The sequence below is a fragment of the Desulfomonilaceae bacterium genome, from assembly GCA_041662605.1.
Taxonomy (GTDB): Bacteria; Desulfobacterota; Desulfomonilia; order Desulfomonilales; family Desulfomonilaceae; genus CAJBEZ01.
In genome coordinates, this window is record JBAZSD010000043.1 from 1 (window position 1) to 20,128 (window position 20,128).

Sequence of the window (20,128 nt, forward strand, 5' to 3'; positions counted from 1 at the left end):
AGGATACAGACCCTTAAAAAGTTGAGTCTTGGGTCTGTCGACCCGACGAAAAACCAAGGCTAGCCCTCCAACGGTCGTGAAAAAGCCGAGAATCACTCCCCGCCAAAATCGCGTGGTGGATTTTGGTTTAGGCAGTACACTTGACAGGTAAAGATTGATAGCTTATCATACTTACTAAAGCTTAACTTGTGTTTCTCCAGTTGACCTCTCGTCAAGGACCGCGGGTGTTATGCAAAGATTAAGATCTTGGGACATAGGCCCCAGTGCCGAGGACTTCTCGCGGTAATTCCATCCGGTTTATCCCCGTTCACAAACAGCCCTTGTTCTTTACCGTAAATGCGCTATCGCAAAATGTGTGAGGCGCTTTTCTTAAGGAGCTACAAAATGAGCATTAAAATTTATGTTGGAAATCTGTCTTTCGATTCGAGCGAGGGCGAGCTTAACGGTCTTTTTGAACCCTATGGAGTTGTGGATTCGGCTAAGATCATCGTTGACCAATTCACAAATCGATCCCGAGGATTTGGATTTATCGAGATGCAAAATCGTGAGGAAGGTCTTCGAGCCATCCAGGAACTTGATTCAAAAGACCTCGGTGGTCGCAGTCTGAAAGTGAACGAGGCTCGTCCAAAGACAAATTCAGGAGACAGGCCCAGAGGCAACGGCGGATCGCGCTGGTAATCCGTACCATAAGTCTAGGTAAAATAACCAGGCTGGAATTCGAAACCACGATTTCTGGCCTGCCAATTTCATAGAATAGAATCTTCGGGAAGGAACCCCATAATTTTGGATTACGGCTTTGGCGTCTATTTCCAGCTCAATGACCCGAACAAACATTCGGGTTGTTTTGCGGAGCGCAGATTTTCTTTGCCTGGTAACCGAATATATTGCCGCCAAAATTGCCTAAACTGCTTTAGAAACGTTGTTGTCACGATCAAACATGTTAATTCTGATTGTAATCGAGCGGGGTGGTTCCATGCTGTCCACGTTTGATCACAATCTCCGGACTGAACTGCTCAAGGAAAGGAGCGGATAAGTATGCCTGGTGTCGTGGTCAGAGAGGACGAACCATTTGAAAACGCGATAAGACGATTCAAGAAGCAACTGGTGAAATCCGGGGTTCTTGGAGAGGCTAAGAGAAGGCGAGCATACGACAAGCCTAGCGTTAAGAAAAAGAAAAAGGCCATATTAGCCAGAAAGAGGCTTATGAAGAAACTTAGGAGAATGCGACGGTTTAACTGATAGAGCTTCTTGAGACTGATTACGACAGCGCATGCGCTGTCGTTTCGTTGTCGCCACGATGAATACAGTTCAGGCTCCGATATGGGGCGCCGTCGCTCAAAGTGACTTGGCGCCACTTGTTCGTGCAGCCCTTTGGTATCTGATATTAGGGTATTTTAAAAGTCCCTGAAATCGTTACAGTTTTACTATAATCAGGGTCTTTTAAAATGCGTTTTCGGCCCGGAGTTGTGGGTTCAGATCCCGTCATATCCACTCCAAAAATATAATTCAGCAAGCTCGAGCCGTCAGAATCAATCTTGTTCCCACACTGCTCAATACAAAACGATCGGCAAATTCAGACTGGAGTCTTTGCATCGCTACTCGTCCGGTGCAGTGCATTGGCATTATGAGCTTCGGAGCTATTTTCTTTAGTTCCTCGACTGTAGATTCAATCAAGAACTCCATATCAGGTCCGATCAGATGAAAACCACCCAGCGCTCCAAAGACTTTCTCTTCGCCGGTGATTTTTTGAGCGTAAAGCATGGAATTGATTATACCTGAATGAGCGCAACCCGAGATGACCACGAGGCCGCAACCAGCTAAATTGATCACAATCGCCTGATCATCTTCAATCTTATCTATGCCTAATTTCCCATCAATTTCAATCTGTGCTCCGGGCATGCCCTTCTCGAAATCTGTGACACGTGGAATTTCACCAGTCACCAAGACTGTGCTTCCAGCTATTAGGGTGGGACCCCGACCTTCGGACAACTGAGCGCCCCGTTCAACCATCTGTTCACGGTTGGCGAGCTGAGGAAACTTGACCAAACCCATTTGGGGATTTTCTAAAAACCGATTTCGAAACATATCGGGGTGGCATACAATAGGGATAGGCTTTCCTATGGCTTCAAGAGCCATGTTCACGGAGCCTGTGTGATCCATGTGGCCATGGCTTATGACTAGCGCGTCAATGCTCTTAGGATCCAAGTCGAGGGTCTGCATGTTATGGAGCAGCGTTCCAGCGTTATAGCCGGTATCCAGCAGTGTTCTTCGCGTCGTTTCCCCATCCCACGTATCAATTAGAAGAGACAGTCCGTGCTCAGCGAGCAAGGTTTTTGAAAGAATTGTTCCGTTTTTAGCTAAAGATGGTCTCACTATTCCTGGTTCGTCCGGAAGGAGCAGGTCAACGTAGTTGTCCACGAGTATTGTTATTTCTACTCTGTTGGTGGGTTTAAGACGTGTTGCGGTTGCAGTCATTTTCAGTCCTTTCATTTGCAAATTACTGGCGGGTGAGCGCCTAAAAAGGAGCCGTAACACCCTCAGGAAGGGGTACGTCGAATGCCTGGGTTATTTCACCTACCATCTGGTAGAATCCGCACAAAGTTACAACTTCTAATAGACCTTCAACTCCATAGAGTTTTATCATCTCATTCTGAACCTCTTGGGGGATGGACTTGAACTCTAGCGCAACATCGATTGTGTCGAGGATTACAGAATACGGATGATGTATTGCGTCACGATCAACCTTCAGGATGGCGTCTATCAGAGTGTCACTTAAACCAGCAGCCCTAGCGGACGCCTGATGATCCAGCCACTCATAAGCGACTCCAATTTTTCTGGCAATGGACAATACAACAAATTGATAGGCGTCTCTAGGAAGTTTTCCCTCAAATTTAAGATAGTATCCTAACCTCTCAATAAGTTGAGCTAACTCAGGGTGATTCATCAATGGAATGTAGAGGCCCCTTACATTAGTCCCCTGGGCCAACCGTCTCGCCAGGATGTCATCGTAAATTTTCTTGGCTTCATCGGTGAGATTCCCGCTCAAATCAGGCAAAGTCGACATCACTAATCTCCTCTATTCGTGGTAACTCCAGGACTTGACAGATTCTGTGAATGGCTCAACAGGAGTTCCAAAACGCTTGTCTGCTTTTACATCGACCAGAAAAGCTGAGTTTGATTCAAGGGCCTGTTTGAAAGCCGGCGCCAGTTCCTCGGGCTTGCGAACCGTCAGGCTATTCACTCCAAGCGATCTGGCGACCCCGGCCCAGTCGTGATCCGGCAGTGATGTCAGTGCAGCGGGTCCTGGTCCCATTTTTGAAGCTCGAAGCCAAACATTTCCAAAAGCCGCATTGTTGATTACAACGTAGACTACCGGAACATTAAACCTGGCCGCTGTCTGTATTTCCAGACCGTGCATGAGCATGCAAGCGTCGCCTGTGATCACGACACAAGGTCTGTCAGGCCTCGCCATCTTTACTCCTATTCCCGCAGGGATAGCCCAACCCATAGGGCCCAGATTCGCCGCGGAGATATAAGTTCTCGGTTCGTAGCTGACCCAGTATTGGCCTGCAAAGGCCCGGTGCGCTCCGCTGTCCACGAGAGCGATAGTCTCCCGAGGCATAGATCTTCTTAGTTCCGTCACAATGCGTGCCGGGTGAATAGGGATCGAGTCACTCGAACAATTCTCAGCGTCATAAAGACGAGGAAGCTTCCTTATACCGTCGATCCATTCCTGGCGAACAGTTTTTCCGTTTTCTAAGTAACGTAGCGAGTCATTTCGTTCGGACATCAGTCTCTCAAGAAAGGCGCCAACATCTCCTATGATAGTGGTTCCCCCTCCGCAGACTGCGTTTATAGATTCGGGAACCATATCGACCTGAAACAGCCCACGCTGGGGAACTAGCCGGGAGTTCCAGTGCATCGTGTCTCTCTCATTAAGACTTGATCCCAAGACCATTAGCAATTCCAGATCATTAGACAAAATCGTCGTCGAGGCGTGTCTGGTCCCTGCGTAACCGAACACTCCGAGAGAAAGTTGGTGATCCTCAGGAAAAACACCCTTGGCCTTGAGTGTGGTTGCGACAGGGATCTGAAAAGTCTCGGCAAATTTTAGCAATCCTTTTGAAGCGTCTGAGTCTTCGGCGCCATTTCCCGCAAGAATAGCGATTTTGTCGGCCCTCTTGTCGAAATCCTTACCCGGAGCCACTTTAGCCCAGAAACGATCGGTAGCTACGACGTCCAATATTTTCGGTTCCCTCAGCGATCTGTCCAAACGCTGATGAACCACAGATATATCAGCTTCTTGTACATCATGCGGCAAGCTCAAGTGAACCGGGCTCTTGCGTCGACCAAACATGGTAGCCAGCGCTTTGCGAAAATGGTGATTAAGCAAAAGTGGGTTCTCCACACTGAGAGACATTGCGGTGACAGGTTGGAGAATTTCCGTGTCATTAAAACTCGACGCGCTTGCGTCTTGAAACTGACCAAGTCCTTCCATGGAAGTGGAAACCTCACCACTAAGAACTAGCACAGGGGACTCGTCAGTCCACGCGGTGGAGACCGCAGTCGTCATATTTGTCAAACCAGGCCCCCCGATGGCCATACAAACGCCAAAATTACTACTTGCGCGGGAATATCCATCGGCCATGTAACAGGCGCCGCCCTCTTGAGCCGCTACTATTGGCCTTATTTGAGATGTGCTCTCAAATGCGTTCAGGAAAGGATCTATCAAGCCTCCAGGAACAAAAAAAAGAGCGTCAATTCCTTCCGCTGCAAGGGCTTGTAATATGTAATGAGTCCCTTTCATTTTGATCTCCTCTAAATTTAAGTCCTCGATGCATATCGGGGCCTTTCTTGAGAATTTGGCGTCTCTGCATAATATGCTAGACGCCTTTTTTCATATAAGGTTTCGACACCGACCTACAAATTGGAATGTGTTAATTGGCTAACAGGACAGAAAAACAGGGTGGGACGATCAACTACCTGGAAGTAGCGTTATCGAGTGGGATCCAATCATTGGCGCGATTGATATTTGACAGACTACTATGTCTTGCTTACTGAGGCAATTCCATGAAAGGGTTTGACTGCAGATTCATTGAGCCTTCGGCCAAGAAAAGCCATATTCCAGTGGTAAACTTCACAGGATTCACAAGATTTGTCACAGATGAATTCATCGTCCTTGACGAACAGAGAGTGAAGCTTCCCCTTAATCAGCCAGCATGACCTTCCATAATGCGGGTAAACGCTACACTGCTCCTTGTGTGCGCATTCCTGAATATCCCAACACCTGTCAAAACGATCCATCTTGCGTCTCCTACGATAAAATTGGGGCCGATGTCACTGCATCCTCATTCTGTTTTTTTGGGGGGACGGCTCCTTTATTGCCACACCGACCTGTTTAAGCAATATCGAGGCCACCTTCCTAACTCATCATTATATTAGCTAGTTACATGTCATAAATGTTGAGCGGAATGCCTTTCCCGGTGTCAGATCTTTTTACAGGCTGTCAAAGCTGATGGTCCATGGTGGGGTTATCAAATTTTTGTTGACAAAATATCCGGATTAATTATCTTGTATACAAGAGGTTTCAATGGTTACAAACGAAGAGTGCATAGTATTTTTACTGGCAAAAGCTTACCAGTTGGCCCACTCAAACATGAAAAGGCATCTTTCTACTTATGGGCTAACCCCTGTACAGACTCTTGTTCTGGAGGCCATAAGACGGGAAGAAGGGTCATCAGCCACTGATATCGGCAAAAAGCTTTCCCTGGACAGCGCTACGTTGTCTGGTGTGCTGGATCGTATGGCCGAGAGAGATTGGGTGATCAAGGAGGTGGACAAGGAGGATAAACGCTCACTGAGGCTGTATTTGGGAGAAAAGGCCAGGGTCCATGAGAATGAACTTATCTTGGCGAGAGAACGTTCGAATGAAGAAATCCTGAAAGGCTTTTCAATCGAAGAAAGGGTCCTCTTGAAAAGGCTTCTTAAAGATATGAACCGTTAAATTCCGAGCATTTCTTTAGCATACAAAATATACGACCTTTTTGTTGTGGCGCTGCGGTTTTTGACCGCAGATTTATCCTTATTCAGAGGTGATTAAAATAAGATGTCCATACACCTGTACCAAGATCTGCGTGAGCAGATGGATCAGTATTCCATTGGATTCCCGTCTACCGAGTCTGGAGTTGAAATTCAGATCCTTAAAAAACTGTTCAACGAAGACGAAGCTGGAATGTATCTGAACCTGAGTATGATGCTCGAGACAGCTCAAGACATAGCCGCACGCATTGGAATGGACGAGACCAACGCCAGTAAGCTCCTCGATACAATGTTTGAAAAAGGACTGATTTTTAGAACCAAGAAAGCTGGCGTGGTGAAGTACGGGGCCGCTCCTTTCGTGGTTGGTTCTTTTGAACACCAAGTCAAGAGCATGGACAAGGAATTTGCCGAACTGTTTGAACGCTATTTCGTGGAGGCGTTTGGTAAAGACGGATTAGCCCATGCCGCTCCGATGAGGACGGTACCGGTAAACAAGTCAATAAATCACTTATGGCAGGTCGCTCCCTATGAAGATTTGCAGGAGATAGTAAAGGGCAAGGATCAAATTTCAGTCGCAAATTGCGTATGTAGAGTCCAACAGGGGCTCATAGAAAAAGGATGCGAAAAACCATTGGAAACCTGTTTCCAATTCGGAAGCCATGCCCAGTACTACGTGGACAAGGGCATGGGACGTTTCATCTCTAAAGAAGAAGCAGCGGATATTTTAGGCAAATGTGAAGAAGCCGGGCTAGTGCCTCAGCCCTTTATTTCAAAGGACACTGGAGGAATCTGTAACTGCTGCGGTGATTGTTGCGGAATTTTGAGATCCATCAAGCTTCATCCCAAACCAGCAGAAATGGTTCTGACGAATTATTTCGCTGAAGTTGACCCTTCGTCGTGTACAGCATGTGAGACCTGTCTGGATAGGTGCCAAATGGACGCCATCAAAATTGATGATGTGGCGAACATCGATCGCGACAGATGTATTGGTTGCGGTCTCTGCGTGACAACTTGTCCAAGCGACGCAATATCTTTGAAAATGAAACCTGAAACCGAACGAAAAGAACCGCCCGCAACCGGTCGCGACTACGTCACGCAACTCGCTTCAGCCCGTGGAAAAACACTGATTCCACTCGCAGTCATCAAGAAGTTTCAGGGTTAAACAGCTTAAGAATGGGGCTTACATAAAGAGAGCCCGCCAAAGCGGGCTCTCTTGTATTCTTCAAAATTAATTATCTAGAAAATTCAGCTTACCAGCGGGACCCTCTGTCCCCACCGCCGCCGCCTCCTCGTCGACCACCGCCTCCGTTGCCTGACCTTTCGCCACCGAAATTGGTCTTGGGGCGGGCTTCATTCAATTTCAGCGCTCTACCCACGAAATCCTTGGAATCAAGTTCCTTAATTGCCTTGAGCCCTTCTTCACGGTTCTGCATTTCAACAAAACCAAATCCCCTGGAACGGCCCGTAAACTTGTCGGATATGATCTTGACAGAATCCACTACGCCATACTCTTCGAACAATCCCTTGAGTTCTGCCTCGTTGGCATCAAAAGACAGGTTTCCGACATAAATGTTAATACTCATTCTCTAGCTCCTTTTGGATAATCGCCTTACACATTTCGTGAGAGAGCGTTTGGTTGACAGATAGCGGGTCTTTGTGAACGGGGATAAATCGATTGGATTTAGGGCGGATTATCCTCGGCACGGGCCGCACGATCTAATTTCTCACTACTCGCATAACACCCGTGGGCCCTTAAAAGTAGGACGACTGGAGAAATACAAGCTCATATTGTATCGTATTATATATCCTCCAATTTCAGCGGTCAAATAAAATTGACCGCCACATTTGGAAAAAAGTTTCAAATATTTTATCTTTCGGTAATTAGAATAATAAATTTCTTGCCCACACAAGTAACGGCCTGATAATAACTGACAGGAACAAGTTTATTGCCATTGCCGAACGCTTCAGGACGGGAAAAACCTGATTATGAAAAAAGTCGGATGGGTAATCATTTGGGCCATCGCTTTTGGATATGTTGAAGCTTCGGTTGTTGAATACCTGCGAGCCCTCTACTATCCTCTCACCGAAGGGGGTTTCCAATTTCCTATTCTGACCCTAGCTTACTTTGAGAGTCTCGGACCCGAACATATTCACAGGCTGAAAATTGAGATAGCGCGAGAGTTCTGCACCATGGTAATGCTAGCGACTGTCGGCGCGGCTGCAGCCAATAATCGTCGTGAAGCCTGGGCCAATTTCATGATTGCCTTCGGCGTTTGGGACATTTTTTTCTATATATGGTTGCGGATTTTTCTTGACTGGCCGGCGAACCTAATGACCTGGGACCTGTTGTTTTTGATACCAGTGCCATGGGTAGGGCCTGTTATCGCTCCGGTAATAATTTCCATAGCTCTTATCATCGCTGGTCTAGTGGTCCTCTTTTTCGAGGACAAAGGCCGCCCTCTCCTTCTAAAATGGAGGGACTGGCTGCTGATTGTTATCGGCGGCGTAATAGTGATAGTGTCTTTTTGTTGGGATTACAAAAACATCATGGAAGGTGGATTTCCGGATCCTTTCGAGTGGAAGATTTTTGTCATCGGTCTCACCCTGTCCGCTGTGACATTCTTCCTGGCTGCGCGTCGAAAGACATGAATTCTCGTAATGGATCAATTTTAGTGATTCTATCGGAAAACAAACCAATTTGACGCGTGGTTCATTCTTTTTTCAATCTTGCGATTTTGATTGTTGACTCGCTCTGACGTTTTCGATAATTTGATCATTATAGGCGCTCATAGAGCTTAATAGGGAAGTCGGTTAAAGTCCGACGCGGTCCCGCCGCTGTAACCGGGGACGAAAGCCCGCAGATAGCCACTTTCTCGATTGACGAGATGGGAAGGCGTGGGTAAGTAGAATGATCCGGGAGCCAGAAGACCTGCCTGACACATAGCCCTGCGAATGACGGGCAAAACTTGGGGAAAAGAAAACTGGGCGCATTCCCGAGTCATTTCATGGCTCGGGTTTTTGTTTTTTGTATGACCTGAAAACACCGACGCCAACCAACGGTGAATAGCTATGGCTACACTGAGTAATTCTAGCGCGGCGGAATGGGGTCACTTTAGCTTCTTGGAGAATTCAGGACTATCTCTCCTCAAATTATTCTTCAGGTCAAAACGCTCTGACGCCGACTTAGACTCAGACGTCGACTTCAACCTGGATTACTCGTTTGACAGTTCTTTTCAAGGCCGGGAAGCAAACCTGTCCGAACGTTGCCTGTTTTTGGAGGATTTCGAACCGTTTAGCGATACCCCTGTAATTTCGTTGAATTCCGATTTGCGTTCATGGCGAAAGGGTATGGACATCATCCCGAGCATTATTTCCACAACTGTTCACATTGCCCTAATAATTGCTATCGCATTCTCGGCTAGCGCTGGATCGATCGGTCAATACGGAAGCTCGCCGGACCAAATATTTGTGAAACTGATAGACCCCAACGCCTTGATAGTTTGGGATAGTGGACACGCTTCTCTCGAATCCACCGCTTCCTGTCCATCAATAGCCAAGAGATCAAAAGGGGAAAAAGACAAAAATGAGAAAGAAACCTCAAAAAAACCACAGAACATTTCAACTGAGACTGATAACGGAAAGGATCTTGATTGTGATGGTTCTAGTGACAGAGACACAGCGGATGAAAAGGACATCAAACTGGCAGAAAGAGATTTATCTGTTCCTCAAAACCCTGCAAAAAGGGATTATGTAAATTCTGACAGTCCTTCCCTTCAGGATTCTGTGGCAAGTTTGCCATCTGTTGCAAGAGCTGAACAGCGATCCGCAGCCCCCCAGGGAGAAGAAGCGGACAAATTCAAGAAAATGGTTTTGTCAGCGATATATAAAGTCGCATACTATCCGAAAGAGGCTTTGCATAAGAAAGAGTATGGAGAGGCTCTGGTTTCTTTTATCGTCGTTAGTGACGGCTCGATCGAGGAATTAACCGTTGTGAAAAGATCCGGATCAGAGCTTCTGGATAAAGCAGCTCTTACAATTGTTGAAAAGGCGTCAACTCGCTTTCCGGCTATTCCGGAAATATTGGGTCACAAAAAGATCAATTACGTAGTGCCGATAACATTCAAGAAAAGATCGTGAAATGGCTATGTTCAAATATGCGTTCATTTTGTTTTTTTCTATCATAGCGCTTCTTACGGTTATGGGAAAAGTATGGAGCGATTCCGCTAACGTCGTCTGTGTGAAAGACTCACTAGGAGCGCTTGTCTGTGTTCAAGCGTCCCCCAAAAGGATTGTCTGCTTAGCGCCGAGCCTCACAGAATTGGTATTCGAATTGAAAGCCGGTTCGAGGTTGGTTGGTCGCACAACTAAATGTAACATTCCAGAGGCGGCAAAGGCTGTCACGAACATAGGCTCATATGGTAGTCCAGATTTTGAAAAGCTGATGTCCGTGCGCACTGACTTGGTCCTTGCGCCCAAAACAGGTATAAAGCCGGAATTTATACAGCGCCTGAAATCTCTCGGGGTTCCAGTTTATGTAGACGATAGTTCAAACATAGAACAGATAGAACAAAACATCAACAATGTGGGAAAACTGTTGGGAAGCAATGACGAAGCTGGCCGCATTGTAAATGACATTCGAGTCCGTCGAATATCAATCAGAAAACTAATGGATGGAGTAGAGAAAACAACGGTCCTTTTTGTTATTGGAGTTCGCCCACTTGTGGTAGCCGGAGGCAGATCGTTTCTTGGGTCTCTTGTAAGAGAAGCCGGTGGTTCAAATATTGCTGAAAACACCACGGTTGAATATCCTAAATTTAGCATTGAAGAAGTAATCAAATGTGATCCCGACTTGATACTCATGTTGGACAAAGAATGCCGTGAAAAAGAATGCGTCGATCAGTGGAAAGATTTCAGTTACTTAAAAGCGGTTAAAAACAAACGAGTATATGAATTGGACGCTGACCTGATGGCTCGCCCGGGTGTAAGGACCATTGATGGGTTAGAAAAATTGGTGAAATTCTTACACCCTGAAATTCCTGGTATCCCAACTCAGTCAAACACACTCCGCAGTGACGCCAAAGACCGATGACCTGGCGGCTTCCGTGCATCATGCAATCCCATATACTTAAAAGAACTTTGACAGTAAGCTTCATTCTGGGTGTCACGCTTTTAATTGTGGTTTTATTTTCATTACTGGTGGGCACGACCAATGTTGGATTTATGGATCTATGGAACCTCGATTTTCATCCAGTTGATTACAGTAAAATGTACGCCGTTATTTTTTCCTATCGGCTACCGAGAATATTGCTCGCATGTATTGCTGGGGCCGGCCTGGCCAGTTCCGGCGTGGTTTTTCAGGGTGTATTGAGAAATCCTCTCGCCGATCCATATATAATCGGAATTGCCGCAGGGGGAGCCCTGGGCGCAGTGACTTCAATAAGCCTCCTAAAGAGTGACTGGTTAGTCTCGACATCTATTGCGTCCTTTGTGGGTAGTTTGATAGCAGTGGGGCTTGTCTATATACTGGCCGTTTTACGGAAGAGCGCAGCATACATAAATACGGTAATTCTAGCCGGCATCATCGTGGGATCTCTGATGAACGCGATGATGCTTCTGATCATGTCGGTTACCAGTTCAAATGAGTTACAGCGTGTGCTGTTCTGGCTCATGGGTGATTTCAGTCTTGCAGATTATGACAAGATAGTGTTTTCCGGGTCAATAGTCTTGGCAGGTTTCTTGTTGATTTATCTAAACGCCAACAGATTGAACCTTCTTGTTTTAGACGAGGAATCAGCTTCTAACTTAGGGGTTGATGTTCAGAAATACCGTTTCATTCTGATGACTGCATCCGCATTGATTACCGGCGCCGTAGTGAGTGTTTCGGGAACCATTGGATTTGTCGGCCTTGTTGCGCCACATTCAATGAGGTTATTGTTTGGACCGGATCATAGGATTCTCTTACCTACCGCATTCCTCGGTGGAGCTTTATTTCTAGTTGTATCCGACACTGTGGCGAGGCTCGTAGCCTACCCTGTTGAACTTCCGGTGGGCGTAATTACGGCCCTAAGTGGAGGGCCATTTTTCCTCTATTTGCTACTCAGGAATAGAAATTGACTGTGGAACAGTAATCTGATGAAGCCCGGCATACTTGAGTGTAGATCTATAAGCGTAATTTTTAATGAATCTATCGCCTTGGACAAAATCAGCCTTTCAATAAGCGCCGGAGATTTCTATGGGATAATCGGCCCGAATGGAGCCGGCAAATCCACTCTTATCAAAGTATTGAGCGGAGTATTAAAACCAACTTCCGGCGTTGTGAGTCTCCACAATATTGATCTAAGCTCCCTGTCCAGACAAAAGATTGCCACAGAACTTGCGATAGTCGCACAGGAGGAAAATTTAGAATTCGGATTCAATGTGGCGCAATATGTGGCGTTAGGTAGATCACCTCATCACGGTGGATTGTACTTCGAGAGCAATCTCGACAGAAAAATAGTACAAGACGCCATGATTAGAACAAACACAGACCATTTAACAAATCGCGAATTTTATTCACTTTCAGGTGGAGAAAAACAACGCGTCAGAATTGCTAGAGCTTTAGCGCAAGAACCCAAAATACTCATTCTTGATGAGCCTACGAATCATCTTGATATTTATTCCCAGATGAATTTAACAGAATTATTGGACCAAATTAATAATAAAGGTATTTCAATCATAACAGTTTCACATGATATCAACTTCATGTGCAGGGCTTGCGATCAACTAAAACTCATGAATAATGGAAGAATTATCTCCGAAGGCAGTTCAAGCGAAGTCGTCACAGAGCATAACCTTGCTGAAGCTTTCAAAGTGAGGACTTTTGTAGACATCAATCCTGTCACAATGTCCCCAAGGATCACCCCTCTAGGCAGGATCTAATCACTATTTTCTGAACTCATGCCGGCCATTTTTCGGTGAACCCCAGCGCAAAGCATTCATATACAAATGCGACAAACTCTTGAGGGTCGATAGAAACATTCCTATCGGAGAGTTCGTTCAAGAAATACTCTAGCTTCGTATACTTTCCCGATACGGCTGCGGCTATCATCGCCCCCTGAGAAACAAGGATTTCCTTTACGCAACTTTCCGGTAAAACACCCCAGACGCGTTTGTGTCTAATATGGATTAAGGCCGCCAAGGCTGCGACAGTCGGTGGATCCAAATTAATACTCACTATGTTTTTTCTGAACAGAGCTGAGTGATCAGATCTGAGGAAGCGCCCTACCCCATCACAAAAAGTCTGTTCATCCGGACATAATCGCCCGAGATGAGTCACACAAGAACATTGAACGTTTGGCGTCAATGAATTCTGCCACACCAATGTCTCCCGGATGGCCCTGAGACATGTTCGCCCGATTAATTCGCCCAGTTTGGTATGTTTTCTGGCGTAACTTATCGGTAGGCCGGGACCCATTTGAGAAGCCACCAGGATTTGATCAGTTCCGGTTCCTGTGGCAAGTGAATCAGAGTACCTGGAGTTAATTCCAAGTTCTTGCAAAGCGGCGGCTTTCGCCTCAGTCGCGGTCATTACACAATCAGTCAAAGCGGCTGGTGTCAACTCACGATTGATAAATATTATCATATTGATTGTGCCGGCATAAGAAAAAGAACCATCATCAATGATCTCAAATCTGCCGTCAATTTCATAAATGGCCGCTGGATCGCCCGCTCTCATAGAATTCGTTTCCACCCCGGCAGTACAGGCTACTGTGATTTCAAGGTCCTGAAATTTTTCGGTTTCAATAGAAGCGTTGTTCATATTGGCCGCAGTTTCCAGGATTACCGTGTTATGCGATGGAAGACCATAATAATCGGAAATGAAAGTATGATAAGTTCCAGGGTCTTCGACCATCATCGAATTTATTGATGTGAAATGGTCACATGGTTCACAGCATTGATGATTGCAAACAAACCTTACATCTTCTCGAAGTCCGCCTCCAATTCGGCATGTGGAGATCATTCGATAAGGCTCAAGTAGTTTGAAGATAATTATTTTTTCCTCACGATGTATTTCGATCGAATCAAAACACTTTTTTAGAAGCATCCCATAACCTCGCTGAACCTGGACGATCCATTGTCGGAAATTCTAACGTCCGGAATCCAATATTCGTTTTTCCGATAAATTCGCTTTTTCCATATAAGAATTGTAAACAAGCCACTCCTGCAATTCACAAAGTCCTGCCTTTTTAATGTAACCAATATTCGTTATGTCAATTTTGCAGTTACAATCCGGTTCCAACAGTTTAAATTCTATCAAGTCGCCGGGTAAAACCATGAAAAGCTCTCTAGTTGAGTGGTGGACTGCTTCAATCATACCTTGATCTTTTATTTCCCAGAAGCCTTTGAACGTAAAGTGCTTATAGGAAAAAAATCTCCTCCTGAAAGAAGACTCGTCAATTCTCTGGTGAGTGATCGACCATATACCGGGACAAGTGGCCCTAAAAATAACCCCACCAGAGAAACCCAATTGCACAGGTTTATCTGTACAGGTAATTTCAATTGAATTTTGAAGGGGAAAAGGCTGTCCGGCATTTGCTCCAGTGGCCACAAAATTCAAAACTATCAAGGATGCTACAATAGATATATTTTTGATCATATTTGCACCTCCGCCTTTTCAGAATGTAGTCAGGTTACGCATCCAGGTCGCCGCCCCCTGGGCCGATGAAAATCCATCAGTAACTGAACCGTATAGCCTCTGACGCATTCTTGTGAGATCTGAGATGGTGGGCATTCTCATCTTGTCGAAATCCAGCTTGGTTTTCAGACCAAAAAAATACGTCCTGCCGGGGGCCGAATAATATTGGATATCAAATGGGGCCGTATAGTATGAAGCATAGGAACCCTGAGGGGAATATTGGCGGTCACTGAAATTCCTGACTCCAAAATACAGTTCTGCCAGACCATCCCAGAATTTCTGCGAAAAACTTATGTCTCCCCATTTCGAGGCCTCGAGGTCAGGCTGTTCGTTGAATACGTCATTCAACAGAAAACGGCTCCCCACATAATGATACGCTATCATGCCGGAGAAACCCCATTCCCTGTTGTCGTAAATTAGCTCCACGTTGGCCATATCACTGGGATTTAAGCTGAGCCATTTGTCAAGCGTCGTTCGTCGTAGAGTGTCAGTAGTTTGCCAGTTGTGACCAAAGTAAACCTTCTGTCTGGTGTAGTTGGATTTTACTTTCCAGCGGGGCGTTATCCTTATCAACGATTCAATCTCAACCCCTGAGTGTGAAACATTCGGAACATTGATGTTCCTGCTTTTTCCTCCCTTTGCAGGATCCGGGTCAGGCCCCCAGTAAATTTCGTTGTTCATGTCCAGTTCATAATATGTAGCGCCAACAAAGATGTTCCGTGTGAACCAGTGTCTGATTCCTACTTCTTCCAGAGTGCCGTCTTCCGGTTGCAACAGCCAGATGGGGTCAGGATGACTTCCCCAACCGCCCCACCCCAGATTGATCATGTCATCGAAATTTGGGAATCGATATGGCGTGGAATGCTTGAAGTAAATGTCGGAACCCAGTTCGCGATCATATACAAAACCAAGACCGTACTGGGCAGCGCTCTTGTTGGGGTTGATCCGGCCCCTTACCGTGCCGGTGCTATAAATTGACTCTGAATATAAATCCTTCAAATCATAGTCTTCTATTCGGTATCCAAGAGTAAGAATAAGCCGGTCCCAGAATCGTGTCTGGTTCATCATCCAGTAACCGACTAAATCTCGATCAACTTTTGTCGATCCAGAATGGGTAAGGCCATAATTCCAGGTAGGCAAGGATGAAATGATGCGAGATTCCCTAACGAATCTGCCGCTTGAATAGTCCAATCCCAGGGTTAGGTCGTTGCGGAGAAAGGAGTATCGGTCGGTGCGGGTATATTTGAAATACAGGCTTGAGTCTGTCCACCGTTGGTCGGAACTTGAACCCCAGCCAAAATAGAATGGGATGCTTCGATTATATGTACGCCCCGCCCATGTGATCTCAAGATTTCCAAGATTCTCCCCTGTGTAAAAAAGTTTGACCATGGAGAAATTGTCTCCACGATGCTCTGGGGGATCGTCAAACGCTCGGTATCCGTAAGCATCAGCTCTTATATCCCTGATATCCCTACGTTGCCATCTATCCTTGTCTATTCCAAAGTAATTTGGCACATTCTGGTCTGAAATCAGATGGCTAACATCGAGCGTCAAATTAGGCGAGATTTTCCAGTTCAGGCTCCCATAAACGTTCATTAGAGACCATGGACCAGGTCGCGAAATTGGCTCGTCGTAGTCGTTGTTTCCGTAATAGGTTCTCCAACCTTGCTCATTATACCTGCCCATGAATATACCTAGCGCTAGAGAGTCCTTAATGATGTTTGTCGCCGCCCACTCTCTATCCTGGCCCCAGGAACCGGCCTCGGCTCCAAAATAAGTTCCCGGATTTAGCCGGGGTTTCTTGAGAATGATATTTATTGAACCCCCTATGGCCTTATCTCCAAATGGAATTGTCCCATCACTTCTCAACACTTCAACACGTTCAATAAGTTCCGGGAATATGAAATTGGTGTTGCTTTCGGTTCTCGGCATATTCAGGTTGGCCCCATCCCACAACAAAGAGGTTCTATTGGTCGTCTCATTGCTAAAACCCCTTATTGCTATGGGCGCGTCAAAGGCGTTACCGGAAAACCCTCCCATTGAAAACACACCCGGCTGCCCCTGGACCACATCCGAAAGACCGGTCCTACCTAGAGCTGTCACCCCTCTATTTTCAATGACACTTATAGCTGCCGGAACTGCGGCGATGTTCTGTGGTTGACCGGTAGCGGAAACTACCTCCGACCTGGTAGGGGCAAAGTCTGAAAAGGGTTGTCCTGAAGGTATGGGGTCCCCGTATCCGAATCCTTCCTCTGACCTCGCTGCTCGGGATGCGCCACCTGCCGCCGGCGCCTGGACCTGCACACTTGGCAGTTGTTCGGACGGAACCGAAGCCGAATCCTGGGCCAGGCCTAGGTCAAACGCTAATAGGCTCAGGAATAATGCCACGACAACTTTGATTGAGGTTTCAGGAATATGCTTATAACTAATTCTCATGAGACTGTTACTCCATTACTTAGAGACCGACGGTAAAGTTACGGCCTGGGCGACCGACCATATGAGTAAGGTCCGTTGGGATTATCCCGAAACAGGTCCCCAAACCAGCGGTCGTCCCGGGCGATGGCCCCGGGGATATTAACAAGCCCCTGCAGGAGATTATTTGGCTCTACCGGTGGTAATCTATGTTCCTGTACTAATTGAGGCGGCAGTTGAAACCCTCCGCATCCGTTGGCAGCCTTACGTGGCAAGGGTCCGACAACAGGACACTGCGGAGCGCATGGCATTGAGCGATTTACAGGCAAGACAGCTTCAATCGCCCTGAACGGTAACTGAATCGTCGCCTTAAGAAGCCCTACAGCATTGATCACAATACTTCTGACGGGACCTTCTTCCTTGTAAGTTAAGGGGACTAACTTGGGTTCACAGGACGAGGGAAATGTTTGGCAGCTCTGAGGAACGTCGCCAGCCAACGCTTCCGGAAAGCCACTTGTAACCAGAAAAAATGAAAAAATCATAATCAGGCTTAATGGTAGACGAAACATCTTGACCTCCGATTTTGAAAAACAAAAGCTGCAGAACGTGTAACGACTTGATTTAATTCTGTTTATATCCATACATGCTCAACAAACAACTCATCTGCGCCAAACTCATGACTGATTTGACGAGCGATTGTTGGACCCCATTGTGACGCAAGGCCAAACTTGACTTGGTTATGTAAAGGTGGGAAAATAATGGGAAAGGGAAAAGTGAACCATTCCCCATCTGCCTTGGGTTCCGTTGCAGCGGAACCCGAGGTCCCCAGACCTCACTGTTTTGTCAAATAAAAAGCCCTCCCACCTGTACGGTGAAAGGGCTTGGCACGATTCCATATTCCCTTCCCTGCCCGCGCAGGTTTTTTTAGGGTTCGGAACATACCCAGGTGTTCTGGCTTCCGTTTCAACCTACTCTCCGTGTCGTCCAGAGGACTCTCCTCTGACTTATCACGGATTTCGTCCACGGTCACAGTTGCGGGGCAGCGACGGTGTCGCACCGTCTTCCCCTGGAGAATTCCTAATATATTTTCTTGTACATTATCCGGCAGTAGTTTAGATTATCTTTCTGCGGGATGTCAAACTTTTTGTTCGCTCGGAAACATCATGGACGAGTCATCTCTGCGGAAGATTGCTTCATACTCGATGTTTGATTTGGTTACAGCGCTGGTTTGGGTATAGACACGTTCAGTAGTTCTGCCATTTTCTTGGCTATATCCGTGTTGTCATAAGTTCCCAAAAACTGCTTTTCCCCAGGACCAATCGCTTTGGTGCCGACAGGTTTTCCGGTATGGCCGAATGTAGTCCACTCCACTTTAGCGCGCTGACTTGTTATCGTACTCAGAGCGTTTAGGGTCGCATACTTGGCAAACTTGCCACTTTTGGCGGTGTCTCCGCTCCCCGAAGCTTTGTCCTCAACTGCTTTCGTTTGATAGTTTCTAAGTAATTCGGCTTCCTCTTCCGTCAATCTCAACCCTGCGGATTTCAATATCGCGTCTTGATGCCTGGGGTCCGTCTCGATCCTGTTTTCAAGGTAAAACAGACTCCGCCTTATTGGTTCAAGTGGGACAGGATCAATGGTGAATTCAGTTCCCTCCAATTGAGTCAACCCACCGGTTTCGTGGTCCGCCGTCACTATTACCAGCGCATCAGGGTGGATCTTTTGATAATTCAAAGCAACTCCTACGGCTGCGTCAAAATCCAGGATGTCGCTTATCATTGTCTTGATGTCATGAGTGTGGCAGGCATGATCAATGCGCCCACCTTCGATCATGATGAAGAAACCTTTAGGATTTTTCGCTACGATTGAAAGCGCTGTTTGGGTCATCTCAGCGAGACTGGGCTGATTAGAAAAAACAGGATTGTTTTCACGATCAACTGCATAGGCCATGTTTCCATTAGCAAACAATCCAAAAAGTTTATCGACTGTTTTTGGATTCACGGCTTTCAGTTCCGAGGCATTTGTTATGTACTCATAACCCCTGCCTTCCATTTGTTCAATGACATCCTTCTGATCCTTCCTCTTGCTACCATTTTGATTTGATGGGGCAAAATACGACCACCCCCCGCCTAGGATCACGTCAGGCGAGAAATCCGGCAGTTGTTCTGCAATGTAGGCTTCCTGGTCGCGACGTGGAGATCTACTGTATACTGCTGCCGGTGTCGCGTCGGTCAACCGGGAAGTACTTACAATCCCCACAGACAATCCGGCTCTCTTTGCGGCATCTGCGACGTTAGAAACCTTTCTTCCATCAGGTAAGATGTTCAATTGACCAGTGTTCGTCTTGTAACCTGAATAAAGAGCTGTCGCTGCCGCAGCGGAGTCCGTGACTTCAGAATTGGCCGCGTGCGTTGTGGTAAGTCCGGATGTCCGAATAGAATCGATCGCCAGATCCCTTTCCAAGACACGCTTTGCATACATATCGGCTGACTTGACCTGATTGATCCCCATCCCGTCTCCTATGAGAAGGATAACGCCTTTGGCTCTCTCAAGGCCATTCGACTCAGCATAAGCGACGAGGTTGACTGCAAACACAAGGACGACAGCTATTGTCGCAACTATATGCCTTCTCAATGTACTCACTTTCTTCCCTTTAGAGGTTGTATCTATGATCCGGATTGACCAACTCTAATAATTCTAACATTAGAGTAAATTAGTTCTTGTACTTCATTTTTCCAATCATTTTTCACTGGATGAAAGTCTGTAAGAAATCCGCTCTGCCCCTGAGTTTATCCAGAAATGATTTTCTCGTTTTTGAGTCGTGCTAATTCTACGATCTTCTATTCAAGATTACCCAAAATAGTCAACTGATGGCCAAATCCAAAATCCACCACGCGATTTTGGCGGGGAGTGATTCTCGGCTTTTTCACGACCGTTGGAGGGCTAGCCTTGGTTTTTCGTCGGGTCGACAGACCCAAGACTCAACTTTTTAAGGGTCTGTATCCT

Annotated in this window: 19 protein-coding genes and 2 riboswitches; of the genes, 9 read left to right on the forward strand and 10 right to left on the reverse strand. The window is 46.4% G+C overall.

Annotated elements, in window-relative coordinates; genetic code table 11:
• Nucleotides 1-384 precede the first annotated feature (384 nt).
• Nucleotides 385-678 (forward strand): RNA-binding protein, encoded by a 294-nt coding sequence (locus WC647_19220; protein ID MFA6224436.1) that lies wholly within the window; start codon nt 385-387, stop codon nt 676-678.
• A 357-nt stretch (nt 679-1,035) separates the two neighbouring features.
• Nucleotides 1,036-1,239 carry a 30S ribosomal protein S21 gene (gene rpsU / locus WC647_19225; GenBank protein MFA6224437.1) on the forward strand — a complete coding sequence of 68 codons (204 nt, stop codon included), beginning with the start codon at nt 1,036-1,038 and terminating at the stop codon, nt 1,237-1,239.
• A gap of 267 nt (nt 1,240-1,506) precedes the next feature.
• Here the strand turns inward: rpsU and WC647_19230 are convergent, their stop codons facing one another.
• The 4 genes from WC647_19230 to WC647_19245 form a co-directional block, all read right to left on the reverse strand.
• A complete protein-coding gene (locus tag WC647_19230) occupies nt 1,507-2,475 on the reverse strand; it encodes an MBL fold metallo-hydrolase (GenBank protein MFA6224438.1) in 969 nt (322 codons plus the stop codon).
• Nucleotides 2,476-2,515: 40 nt separating this feature from the next.
• On the reverse strand, nt 2,516-3,064 hold the full coding sequence (locus tag WC647_19235) for a carboxymuconolactone decarboxylase family protein (GenBank protein ID MFA6224439.1): 549 nt from the start codon (nt 3,062-3,064) through the stop codon (nt 2,516-2,518).
• Between the two features lie 12 nt (nt 3,065-3,076).
• A complete protein-coding gene (locus WC647_19240; protein ID MFA6224440.1) occupies nt 3,077-4,807 on the reverse strand; it encodes a thiamine pyrophosphate-binding protein in 1,731 nt (576 codons plus the stop codon).
• A gap of 236 nt (nt 4,808-5,043) precedes the next feature.
• Complete coding sequence (locus tag WC647_19245; GenBank protein ID MFA6224441.1) at nt 5,044-5,304, reverse strand: hypothetical protein; 261 nt, start codon at nt 5,302-5,304, stop codon at nt 5,044-5,046.
• Nucleotides 5,305-5,590: 286 nt separating this feature from the next.
• Here WC647_19245 and WC647_19250 point away from each other — a divergent pair, with 286 nt between their 5' ends.
• Entirely contained in the window at nt 5,591-6,004 is a 414-nt protein-coding gene (locus WC647_19250; GenBank protein MFA6224442.1) for a MarR family transcriptional regulator, read from the forward strand.
• 102 nt (nt 6,005-6,106) lie between these two features.
• A complete protein-coding gene (locus WC647_19255; protein ID MFA6224443.1) occupies nt 6,107-7,201 on the forward strand; it encodes a 4Fe-4S binding protein in 1,095 nt (364 codons plus the stop codon).
• 88 nt (nt 7,202-7,289) lie between these two features.
• Here the strand turns inward: WC647_19255 and WC647_19260 are convergent, their stop codons facing one another.
• Complete coding sequence (locus WC647_19260; GenBank protein MFA6224444.1) at nt 7,290-7,622, reverse strand: RNA-binding protein; 333 nt, start codon at nt 7,620-7,622, stop codon at nt 7,290-7,292.
• A gap of 403 nt (nt 7,623-8,025) precedes the next feature.
• Between WC647_19260 and WC647_19265 the strand changes: the two genes are divergently transcribed.
• The 5 genes from WC647_19265 (at nt 8,026) to WC647_19285 (ending at nt 12,957) form a co-directional block, all read left to right on the forward strand.
• Entirely contained in the window at nt 8,026-8,688 is a 663-nt protein-coding gene (locus WC647_19265; protein ID MFA6224445.1) for a hypothetical protein, read from the forward strand.
• A 114-nt stretch (nt 8,689-8,802) separates the two neighbouring features.
• Nucleotides 8,803-8,991: riboswitch (cobalamin riboswitch) on the forward strand.
• A gap of 117 nt (nt 8,992-9,108) precedes the next feature.
• On the forward strand, nt 9,109-10,176 hold the full coding sequence (locus tag WC647_19270; protein MFA6224446.1) for an energy transducer TonB: 1,068 nt from the start codon (nt 9,109-9,111) through the stop codon (nt 10,174-10,176).
• Nucleotide 10,177: 1 nt separating this feature from the next.
• Nucleotides 10,178-11,128 carry a helical backbone metal receptor gene (locus WC647_19275; GenBank protein ID MFA6224447.1) on the forward strand — a complete coding sequence of 317 codons (951 nt, stop codon included), beginning with the start codon at nt 10,178-10,180 and terminating at the stop codon, nt 11,126-11,128.
• 20 nt (nt 11,129-11,148) lie between these two features.
• Nucleotides 11,149-12,153 (forward strand): iron ABC transporter permease, encoded by a 1,005-nt coding sequence (locus WC647_19280; GenBank protein MFA6224448.1) that lies wholly within the window; start codon nt 11,149-11,151, stop codon nt 12,151-12,153.
• An 18-nt stretch (nt 12,154-12,171) separates the two neighbouring features.
• Entirely contained in the window at nt 12,172-12,957 is a 786-nt protein-coding gene (locus tag WC647_19285) for an ABC transporter ATP-binding protein (protein MFA6224449.1), read from the forward strand.
• Between the two features lie 16 nt (nt 12,958-12,973).
• On the opposite strand, the gene WC647_19290 is transcribed toward WC647_19285, so the two are convergent.
• The 5 genes from WC647_19290 to WC647_19310 all read right to left on the reverse strand — a co-directional run bounded on the left by WC647_19290 (nt 12,974) and on the right by WC647_19310 (nt 19,765).
• Complete coding sequence (locus WC647_19290; protein MFA6224450.1) at nt 12,974-14,122, reverse strand: adenosylcobinamide amidohydrolase; 1,149 nt, start codon at nt 14,120-14,122, stop codon at nt 12,974-12,976.
• 42 nt (nt 14,123-14,164) lie between these two features.
• The gene (locus WC647_19295; GenBank protein MFA6224451.1) at nt 14,165-14,674 is read right to left on the reverse strand and encodes a hypothetical protein; all 510 of its coding nucleotides are present in this window, start codon (nt 14,672-14,674) and stop codon (nt 14,165-14,167) included.
• An 18-nt stretch (nt 14,675-14,692) separates the two neighbouring features.
• A complete protein-coding gene (locus WC647_19300) occupies nt 14,693-17,149 on the reverse strand; it encodes a TonB-dependent receptor (GenBank protein ID MFA6224452.1) in 2,457 nt (818 codons plus the stop codon).
• A gap of 38 nt (nt 17,150-17,187) precedes the next feature.
• Nucleotides 17,188-17,694, reverse strand: a complete 507-nt coding sequence (locus WC647_19305; protein ID MFA6224453.1) for a hypothetical protein — start codon at nt 17,692-17,694, stop codon at nt 17,188-17,190.
• 354 nt (nt 17,695-18,048) lie between these two features.
• A riboswitch (cobalamin riboswitch) is annotated at nt 18,049-18,226 on the reverse strand.
• A 114-nt stretch (nt 18,227-18,340) separates the two neighbouring features.
• The gene (locus tag WC647_19310; GenBank protein ID MFA6224454.1) at nt 18,341-19,765 is read right to left on the reverse strand and encodes an alkaline phosphatase; all 1,425 of its coding nucleotides are present in this window, start codon (nt 19,763-19,765) and stop codon (nt 18,341-18,343) included.
• Nucleotides 19,766-20,128: the final 363 nt, after the last annotated feature.